This window comes from Methylobacterium sp. E-025, assembly GCF_022829705.1.
Lineage (GTDB): Bacteria > Pseudomonadota > Alphaproteobacteria > Rhizobiales > Beijerinckiaceae > Methylobacterium.
The window spans coordinates 109,044-117,265 of sequence record NZ_JAKSYR010000161.1; the positions used below are offsets into that span (position 1 = coordinate 109,044).

6 protein-coding genes and 2 riboswitches are annotated in these 8,222 nt (G+C 65.7%); of the genes, 2 read left to right on the forward strand and 4 right to left on the reverse strand.

What is annotated here, in order from left to right:
- Positions 1-976: 976 nt before the first annotated feature.
- From MKK64_RS23985 to MKK64_RS24000, 4 genes are all read right to left on the reverse strand, one after another.
- On the reverse strand, positions 977-2,890 hold the full coding sequence (locus MKK64_RS23985; protein WP_147840824.1) for a potassium transporter Kup: 1,914 nt from the start codon (positions 2,888-2,890) through the stop codon (positions 977-979).
- 71 nt (positions 2,891-2,961) lie between these two features.
- Entirely contained in the window at positions 2,962-3,162 is a 201-nt protein-coding gene (locus tag MKK64_RS23990) for a Na+/H+ antiporter NhaA (protein WP_243924977.1), read from the reverse strand.
- A gap of 142 nt (positions 3,163-3,304) precedes the next feature.
- Positions 3,305-3,706, reverse strand: coding sequence for a DUF190 domain-containing protein (locus MKK64_RS23995; RefSeq protein WP_147762561.1), 402 nt, complete (start codon positions 3,704-3,706; stop codon positions 3,305-3,307).
- Positions 3,703-5,106 carry a voltage-gated chloride channel family protein gene (locus MKK64_RS24000; RefSeq protein WP_147840825.1) on the reverse strand — a complete coding sequence of 468 codons (1,404 nt, stop codon included), beginning with the start codon at positions 5,104-5,106 and terminating at the stop codon, positions 3,703-3,705. Before MKK64_RS24000 ends, MKK64_RS23995 begins: the two co-directional genes overlap by 4 nt.
- A gap of 23 nt (positions 5,107-5,129) precedes the next feature.
- A riboswitch (Fluoride riboswitch) is annotated at positions 5,130-5,202 on the reverse strand.
- 192 nt (positions 5,203-5,394) lie between these two features.
- Between MKK64_RS24000 and MKK64_RS24005 the strand changes: the two genes are divergently transcribed.
- The gene (locus MKK64_RS24005) at positions 5,395-6,000 is read left to right on the forward strand and encodes a hypothetical protein (RefSeq protein WP_243938054.1); all 606 of its coding nucleotides are present in this window, start codon (positions 5,395-5,397) and stop codon (positions 5,998-6,000) included.
- Positions 6,001-6,050: 50 nt separating this feature from the next.
- Positions 6,051-6,122, forward strand: a riboswitch (Fluoride riboswitch).
- A gap of 682 nt (positions 6,123-6,804) precedes the next feature.
- On the forward strand, positions 6,805-8,222 hold a 1,418-nt coding region (locus MKK64_RS24010; RefSeq protein ID WP_279593344.1), incomplete at its 3' end, for a PQQ-dependent dehydrogenase, methanol/ethanol family.

The window sequence follows — 8,222 nt, forward strand, 5'->3', positions numbered from 1 at the left end:
CGGCCCAAGGCCTCCAGCACCATTACGAGGGTTCGCAACGCGTTGCCGTGACCGGCGACCAAGGTTTGAATGCGCGTCGCTACCGGTTGGATGGATTTGATTTAGAAGGGGACGATCCGGTCGATCGTATGCCTGAGGATTTCGCATTCGGGGAGAGGCCCATACGATCATTTATCGAGCTAAGAGCAAAGGGTTTCGCCCTTTAATATTATTTCATCGGACGTATCACGACATTAAAATCTTGGTCTATGATTAATACATACTCGGTCGGAACGTAAAATGCTCCGACTGTCGTATCAGAACAAGTCACCCTCACGGCGTATCCATTTCCACTCTTGCCCAGGAAGGTCGCGCTCGTTGCTATTGGGCAAGAGTATGTTTCAGATCTAATTAAAGTTCCAAAAGCTCGAAGTTGGTCTTTTGTCGCTGGATCATCCCCTGGCGGGTTATTTTCCGTCAGGAGAAAAGCACAGATTATTACCATATTTTGCATGAAGACGCTCATTACCCATGCCCTCGGTTCTGCTCTTCGCCTCCTATAGCGCCCCCTGCTTTCGCCGACGAAATACCGCTTGCGGTACATCCGTTGTCGAAGGTCGATTGGGCGGCACTCCACTGATCCTACCCAAACAGCAGGATGCGAAACAACGCCCGCTTACAGGCAGACATGGAAACGGACTGAGCCGACGCGTTGGGTCGCGACCCGTGCGTCCGCTCTACGACCGGGATGGGTGGAGAGCAGTCTGGCCGCTTTCGGCGGCGTGCTGTGCTAAGACAGACATAGGTGGCCCTGCCGACCGTGGAAGCACCGCGGTGCTACCGCGCGAACGGACTACGAGCCGAAGTCTGCCGGTCATCCAGGATGGCCAAGAGATGCGTAGGGCGAAGGAAACAGCCTGATCTGACGCGTGGCGAGCACGACCGCCGCTGGCAATGGATCGAAAACAATCTCGACCGCACTCGGACCTCCCCGGGATCAGATGTCGATCCGGGCGCCGATCTCGACGGCACGGTCGACCGGGATGCGGAAGTAGCGGGACGCGTCCGTGGCCGCACGGGCCATGGAGATGTAGAGCCTGTCCTGCCACACCGGCATGCCGGTCTCCGGCGAGGCCACCAGCACCCGCCGCGTCAGGAAGTACGACAGGTCGCCCTTGTCCAGGCCCGCGGCCGCAAGGGCGCGCGGAAGGTCGGGCAGTTCGGTGAACCCGAAGCGCACCGTCACGCAGGAGAAGGCGTCGGACAGCTTCCTCACGGCGACGCGCTCGGCGTCTGCCACGCGCGGCAGGTCCTCGGTGACCACGTGCAGGATATAATTGTTCGCGTGCATCACCCGGTTGTGCCTGACGTTGTGCATCAGGGCCCCTGGGGTATCGCCGGGCGTTCCCGTCAGGAACATGGCCGTTCCCGGCACCCGTTGGATCGAGCCGGTCTCCACCATCCGCGTGAACTCGGAGAGCGGCACGCGCCGACGGTGGATCTCCTCGGCGATCAGGGCCGAGCCGCGCCGCCAGGTCCACATCGCCGTGACCAGGGCGGCGCCGATGGTCAACGGCACCCAGCCCCCGTGCAGGATCTTGAGCGCGTTGGCCGAGAGGAACACCAACTCGATGAGTAGGAACGGCGCGATGACCGCGGCCGCGACCGCAGGCGACCAGCGCCAGACCTTCCAGGCGACGACGAACAGCAGGCAGGCGGTGATGACCATGTCGCCGGTGACCGCGATGCCGTAGGCGGCCGCCAAGCCGCTCGACGACTTGAACAGCACCACCACGAACACGACCGCGACGAGCAACCACCAGTTCACCCGAGGGATGTATATCTGCCCCTTCTCGGTCTCGGAGGTGCGCAGGACCCGCATGCGCGGCAGCAGGCCGAGTTGCATCGCCTGCTGGGTGATCGAGAAGGTGCCGGTGATCACCGCCTGGCTGGCGATGACCGTCGCCACGGTGGCGAGTAGCACCATCGGCAGCAGAGCCCAGGACGGATAGAGCAGGAAGAACGGGTTCTCGGCCCGCTCGGGGTGGGCGAGCAGCATGGCGCCCTGGCCGAGATAGTTCAGGGCGAGCGCCGGCAGCACCAGCCCGAACCAGGCCGCGCGGATCGGCGTGCGACCGAAGTGTCCCATGTCGGCGTAAAGCGCCTCCGCGCCGGTCACAGCGAGGAACACGGCACCGAGCGCCAGCAGGCCGGCCGTGCCGTGGCTCAGGATGAACGAGACGCCGTGGGCGGGGTTAAGCGCACCCAGAATGCTCGGGTCGTCGACGAGGTGGCCCAGGCCGCCCAGCGCCATGACGATGAACCAGAACGCCGTGAGGGGGCCGAAGAAGGTCGCCACCCGCGCCGTCCCGTGGCTCTGCAGGGCGAACAGCCCGATCAGGATGGCGAGGCTGATGGGCAGGACGTACGGGTCGGTGGCCGGGGTCACCAGCTTCAGCCCTTCGACCGCAGAGAGCACTGACATGGCCGGAGTGATGATGGCGTCGCCGAAGAACAGTGAGACGCCGACCATGCCCAGCACGATCACGAACCCGCCGGAATGGCCCAGCGCCCGCTGGGCGAGCGCCACGAGGGACGGCGTGCCGCCTTCGCCGTCGTTGTCGGCCCGCATCACCAGCAGCACGTACTTGAGCGTGACGATGAGGATGAGCGCCCAGAGGATCAGCGAGACGACGCCGAAGACCATCTCGCGGGTCGGCGCGTGCCCCCCTCCGGCGGTGGCGTGGAGGGACTCCTTCAGGGCGTAGAGCGGGCTGGTGCCGATGTCGCCGTAGACTACGCCGACCGAACCGAGCGTCAGCGCCCAGAACCCCGCCCTCGGGCCATGTCCCTCATCGGAGGGCAGCGGGGTCTCGGACTTCGCGAACTCGGTCCTGGCGATTGCGGGCATCCACTGGCTCCACGTCAGCGAACGCGGGAAGCTCGCAAGGCAAGCCTCCAACGGCCTGGGGCCGGGAACGTTCAGGTAACACGAAGACGAATGTCCCCGTTCAGGCAGGCCGTCGCGACGTATGTCTTGAGGACTGAGAAGTAGACGCCCGACCAGCCGGAGTTCGCGATGGCCAGCGCCAGGGCGGCGCTCGCCATCAGGATCAGGCCGCCTGAGGCCTCGCCCCGGAGGACGTTACGCAGGGCCGAGGTCGGGCGAAGGCGCCGCGGCATGGGCATAGATCTCCCGCGCTGGCGGCCCGACCAACGCTGAAGCCTGCCGGTCCGAAGGTCGGACCGCGCACCCATGGCCGGCTATCGCATTCGTTGGCCTATCCGGCAATCCGAAGCCCGGAGCGTCCCGGGACGGTTCATGTCATGCAGCCCGGCCCGCCGCACCGACGCCGACTTGGCTGACGCTCCAGTGCTCCAGGTGCTTGTAGACGATGACCTTGTTCGCGAGTTGGGCACCGTGCCGGCTGCAGAAGCCTTCGAGCTGCTCGCGGGTGCCGATCAGTTCGACGCACATGGTCAGCTCGGGGTTGAGCGACTCGGCGCCGTCGTCCTGGATCGGCCCATGGTTGCTGTAGCCGTGGTGGGACTGGTGGGCGACGGCGTTCATGAGGCCCTCCGCCTTGGCCTGGGCGACGAGCTCCCGATAGAGCGGCTTCGAGCCAGAGAACCACCGGCCCTTGCCGGCGCCGCCGCGCTCGCCCGGCTTCATGTAGATACGGATCATGCCGGTGTCGGCGGCGACGACGCGATGCGATGGGGTCATGACGTCTCCTCGGTGATGGGGCGCTCGGCCAACGGTGCGACGGTCGGCACCCGGCCCGTACGGGCCTGGCGCAGGGTCATGCCGTCCGGGATGTTGGCCGCCGCCGACTTCGGGACCGCGATGCGCTGCGACAGGTAGATGCCGTTGTGACCCGAGCAGAGGTAAGCCAGGAAGCACGCGACGGCGAGATAGACCCCGTGCGTCGCGCCGAAGAGCTCGATGCCCATCAGCGTGCAGGCGAGCGGCGTGTTGGCTGCGCCGGCGAAGACCGCGACGAACCCCAGCGCCGCGAACAGGTCCACCGGCGCGCCGAGCAGCCCGGCCAGGGCGTTGCCGAGCGCCGCGCCGATGAAGAACAGCGGCGTGACCTCGCCGCCCTTGAACCCGGCGCTGAGGGTCACGACCGTGAACAGGATCTTCAGGGCCCAGCTCCAGGGATGGATGTCCGGCCCGAAGAAGGTGTTGATGGTCATCCCGCCGGCGTCGGCGGCCGAGACGCCGAGCCCGAGGTAGTCCCGCGTACCAAAAGCGTAGACGAGGCCGATGACCGCGAGGCCGCCGATCACCGGGCGGAGCGGCCCGTACGGGACCAGGCGCTTCAGCCAACCACCGAGGAGGTGGTTGGCTTCCGCGAACAGCAACCCGACAAGGCCGAAAGCGACGCCGGCGAGCGCGACCTTGGCAAGGAGCAGCGGATCGACGGTCAGGGCCTTCGCGCCGCCGGCGAGGAAGTCCACGTGGTAGAAGCCGTGGTGGATGCCCCATGCCTGGCAGGTCCAGTCGCCGACCACCGCGGCGAGGAGGCAGGGCACCAGCGCGGCGTACTCGACGCGACCGACCGCGAGCACCTCCAGCGCGAACACCGCGCCGGCGATGGGCGTGCCGAAGACTGCGCCGAAGCCGGCGGCGATACCCGCCATCAGGAGGACCCGGACCCCGGCCGCATCGACCCCGAAGAGCTTGCCGAAGGCGCTGGCAAGGCTGCCTCCCATCTGGACGGCGGTACCCTCGCGCCCGGCCGACCCGCCGAACAGGTGCGTGACGATGGTGCCGAGGAAGATAAGCGGCGCCATCCGGAGCGGCACGCCGCCGTCCGGCTCGTGGATCTCCTCGACGATGAGGTTGTTGCCGCCTTCAACGCTCTTGCCGAACAGGTGGTAGAGCAAGCCGACGGCACAGCCCCCGAGCGGAAGCAGGAACAGGAACCAGGGATGGTCGAAGCGCGCCTGGGTGGCCGCGTCGAGGCTCCACAGGAAGGCCGCGCAGAGGGTGCCGACCGCCGCGGCCATCGGCACGAGGATGGCCGACCATCGCGCCACCGAAACGGCATGGGCGTGCCGCGTGCGGACGAACGCCGCGAGGTTCAGGCTGTCGAAGAGATTTTGGAAGGTCGCGCGCATGAGTCCCCCTTGTTGCGGCGCCGCAAAAGGTAGGAGTCATTAGCCCAGGGGGCGGTTTGGCCGAAAGGCCCGGCAGATTCCATTGCCGTGGACGGGAGATGCCTTCGCCTCGCCCGTTCGTCAAGATCCAACTCCCGCGCGCCCGGGCCCCATCCCGAGTGGGGATGGGGCCCGGGTCGTTCGAAAGCATCACGAAAGACGGTGGCTGGTCCAGGGCCCGGGGCATGTCTATGCCCTCCGCGGCCGAGGCCGGCGCGTTCGACGCCGGCCCGGGGCGGAGCGCATCCCATGACCCTTTCCTGGCTCGGAGCCGTCATCACCTTCCAGGTGACCTTCACCGAACTCTTCATCGCCGCGACGGTGATGATGACCGGGGCGTACCGGTTCGGATGGCGCAGCGTCCTGGCGGGCTCCATCCTCGGCGGGCTGGCGGTGTCGATCCTCGCGGTCGTCCTGCGCAAGGCGGCCTACCTCCTGGCCCTGAACGTCCTGGATTGGATCTCGGCGGTCTTGCTGCTCGGGTTCGGCCTGTACCTGCTCTACGAGTTCATCGACGGGCTCTCGAAGCGCGATGCCGGCACGGCCCCCGGCTCGACGGACGCGAACTGGTCGCGGCCGATCAACGCCGCGGGCCTCGGCGTCGCCGCCTGGGCCCTGGTCGCCGAGGGGCTTGAGATCCTGGTGGTCTGGCTCGGCGTCTCGCTTCGGGAGGGCGCGGGAACGGCGACCCTCGGGGTCGGCATCGGGGTCGTGCTCGTGGCGACCTTGGCTTTCGCCCTCGGCGGCACCGGGATCTTCCGGAAGGTGCCGCCCTACGTCCTCGACGGGGTCGCGGCCCTCATGGTGACGGCCTACGGCGCCTATTTCCTCTCCCTTGCCGTGACCCGCGCGTGATCGGTCGACGAAGGGATTGACCCGGACGACGGATTAATCCACGTTGCCGGACGTGGGATGGGGATGAAGCTCCCCGATAACTGCCGGCCCCCTATGGGCCGGACGATAGCTTCTACCGAGCGCTTCGGCGCGGGTAGAGCTATGTGTTGACCCGCACCGTCACGCTCATGACCGCAACCGGATCGCCGCAAGGCGGCCCCTCATGAGCCGACCGATGACCCTGCCCGATCCAAGACCGTCCTGATGCCCGCCGTCGCCCACCAGGCGCGGTCCGGGCCTTTTCCCGTTCGCGCACGAAAAAAAAGGCGGAGCCATAAGGCTCCGCCGCGACCAGGACACATGCCTCCGAGCGGTCACAAGAATACATGTGCTTAGGTCTAGTCTGTCGCAGGAATAAGGATAGCCACTCGATAGTCTGAGTCAACGCAAAAAAGCGATGTCTCGGAATAATAAAGAGCGGCATCTTTATTTAAAAAACAGCACTATTTGCGCCCCTGATAAAGCCATGGCTTTTTCGGGCGACGTCGTATTGGTTAAATCAGCATCTGCATGATAATGACTGGATAATTCTGTCGCACTTAGAAAATGCTTATTGCGCTGATCTTATAATTCGATACTTCTACCGGCGCTCCACTTGGGCTCCCGGACGATGATCTTGGGGCTCGAGGGGAATGCAGCCCCGGTCCGGGGCCCGGCGCGGAAGTGCGCAGGGCCGACACGTCGCCGCCGACGGACCGGGATGCGGTGAGGAGACCCCTGGCGGACACAACGTCCGGGTTCGAACGCTCAAATGGAGGAACACCTATGAGGAAGATCGCCCTTGCGGCGTCCGTCGCCTACGCCGCGACGCTCCTGCCGGCCGCCATGCCGGCCATCGCGAACGAAAACCTGATGAAGCTGATGCAGGACCCCAACCAGTGGGCGTTCCCGGGCCTCGACTACACGAACCAGCGCTATTCGAAGCTCGACCAGATCAACAAGGACAACGTCAAGAACCTCCAGGTGGCCTGGACCTTCTCGACCGGCGTGCTGCGCGGCCATGAGGGCGCCCCGCTCGTCATCGGCAACATGATGTACGTCCACACCCCGTTCCCGAACATCGTCTACGCGCTCGACCTCGACCACGAGGCCAAGATCGTGTGGAAGTACGAGCCCAAGCAGGACCCGTCGGTGATCCCGGTGATGTGCTGCGACACGGTCAACCGCGGCCTGGCCTACGCCGACGGCGCCATCATCCTGCACCAGGCCGACACCACGGTCGTCTCGCTCGACGCCAAGTCCGGCAAGGTGAACTGGTCGGTCCAGAACGGCGATCCGAAGAAGGGCGAGACCAACACCGCCACCGTGCTGCCGGTGAAGGACAAGGTCATCGTCGGCATCTCGGGCGGCGAGTTCGGCGTACGCTGTCACGTGACCGCCTACGACCTCAAGTCCGGCAAGCGGGTCTGGCGCGCCTACTCCGTCGGCCCGGACGACGAGATGCTCGTCGACCCGGAGAAGACCACCTACCTCGGCAAGCCGGTGGGCAAGGATTCTTCGCTGAAGACCTGGGAAGGCGACCAGTGGAAGACCGGCGGCGGCTGCACCTGGGGCTGGTACTCGTACGACCCCAAGCTCGACCTGATGTACTACGGCTCGGGCAATCCCTCGACCTGGAACCCCAAGCAGCGTCCGGGCGACAACAAGTGGTCGATGACCATCTGGGCGCGTAACCCCGACACCGGGCAGGCCAAGTGGGTCTACCAGATGACCCCCCACGACGAGTGGGACTACGACGGCATCAACGAGATGATCCTCACCGACCAGAAGGTCGACGGCAAGGAGCGCCCGCTCCTGACCCACTTCGACCGCAACGGCTTCGGCTACACCCTGGACCGCGCCACCGGCGAACTCCTCGTCGCCGAGAAGTTCGATCCGGTCGTCAACTGGGCCTCCAAGGTCGACATGGACAAGGGCTCCAAGACCTACGGTCGCCCCCTCGTCCAGGCCAAGTTCTCCACCGAGCAGAACGGCGAGGACACCAACTCCAAGGGTATCTGCCCGGCCGCGTTGGGTTCGAAGGACCAGCAGCCCGCCGCCTACTCGCCGAAGACCAACCTGTTCTACGTGCCCACCAACCACGTCTGCATGGACTACGAGCCGTTCCGGGTGACCTACACCCCGGGCCAGCCCTACGTCGGTGCGACCCTGTCGATGTACCCCGCGCCGAACAGCCATGGCGG

Excerpts from the sequence above, each read along its gene's own strand:
- MKK64_RS23990 (WP_243924977.1), bottom strand. The coding sequence starts at position 3,162 with ATGCCGCGGCGCCTTCGCCCGACCTCGGCCCTGCGTAACGTCCTCCGG.
- MKK64_RS23985 (WP_147840824.1), bottom strand. The coding sequence starts at position 2,890 with ATGCCCGCAATCGCCAGGACCGAGTTCGCGAAGTCCGAGACCCCGCTG.
- MKK64_RS24000 (WP_147840825.1), bottom strand. The coding sequence starts at position 5,106 with ATGCGCGCGACCTTCCAAAATCTCTTCGACAGCCTGAACCTCGCGGCG.
- MKK64_RS23995 (WP_147762561.1), bottom strand. The coding sequence starts at position 3,706 with ATGACCCCATCGCATCGCGTCGTCGCCGCCGACACCGGCATGATCCGT.
- MKK64_RS24005 (WP_243938054.1), top strand. The coding sequence starts at position 5,395 with ATGACCCTTTCCTGGCTCGGAGCCGTCATCACCTTCCAGGTGACCTTC.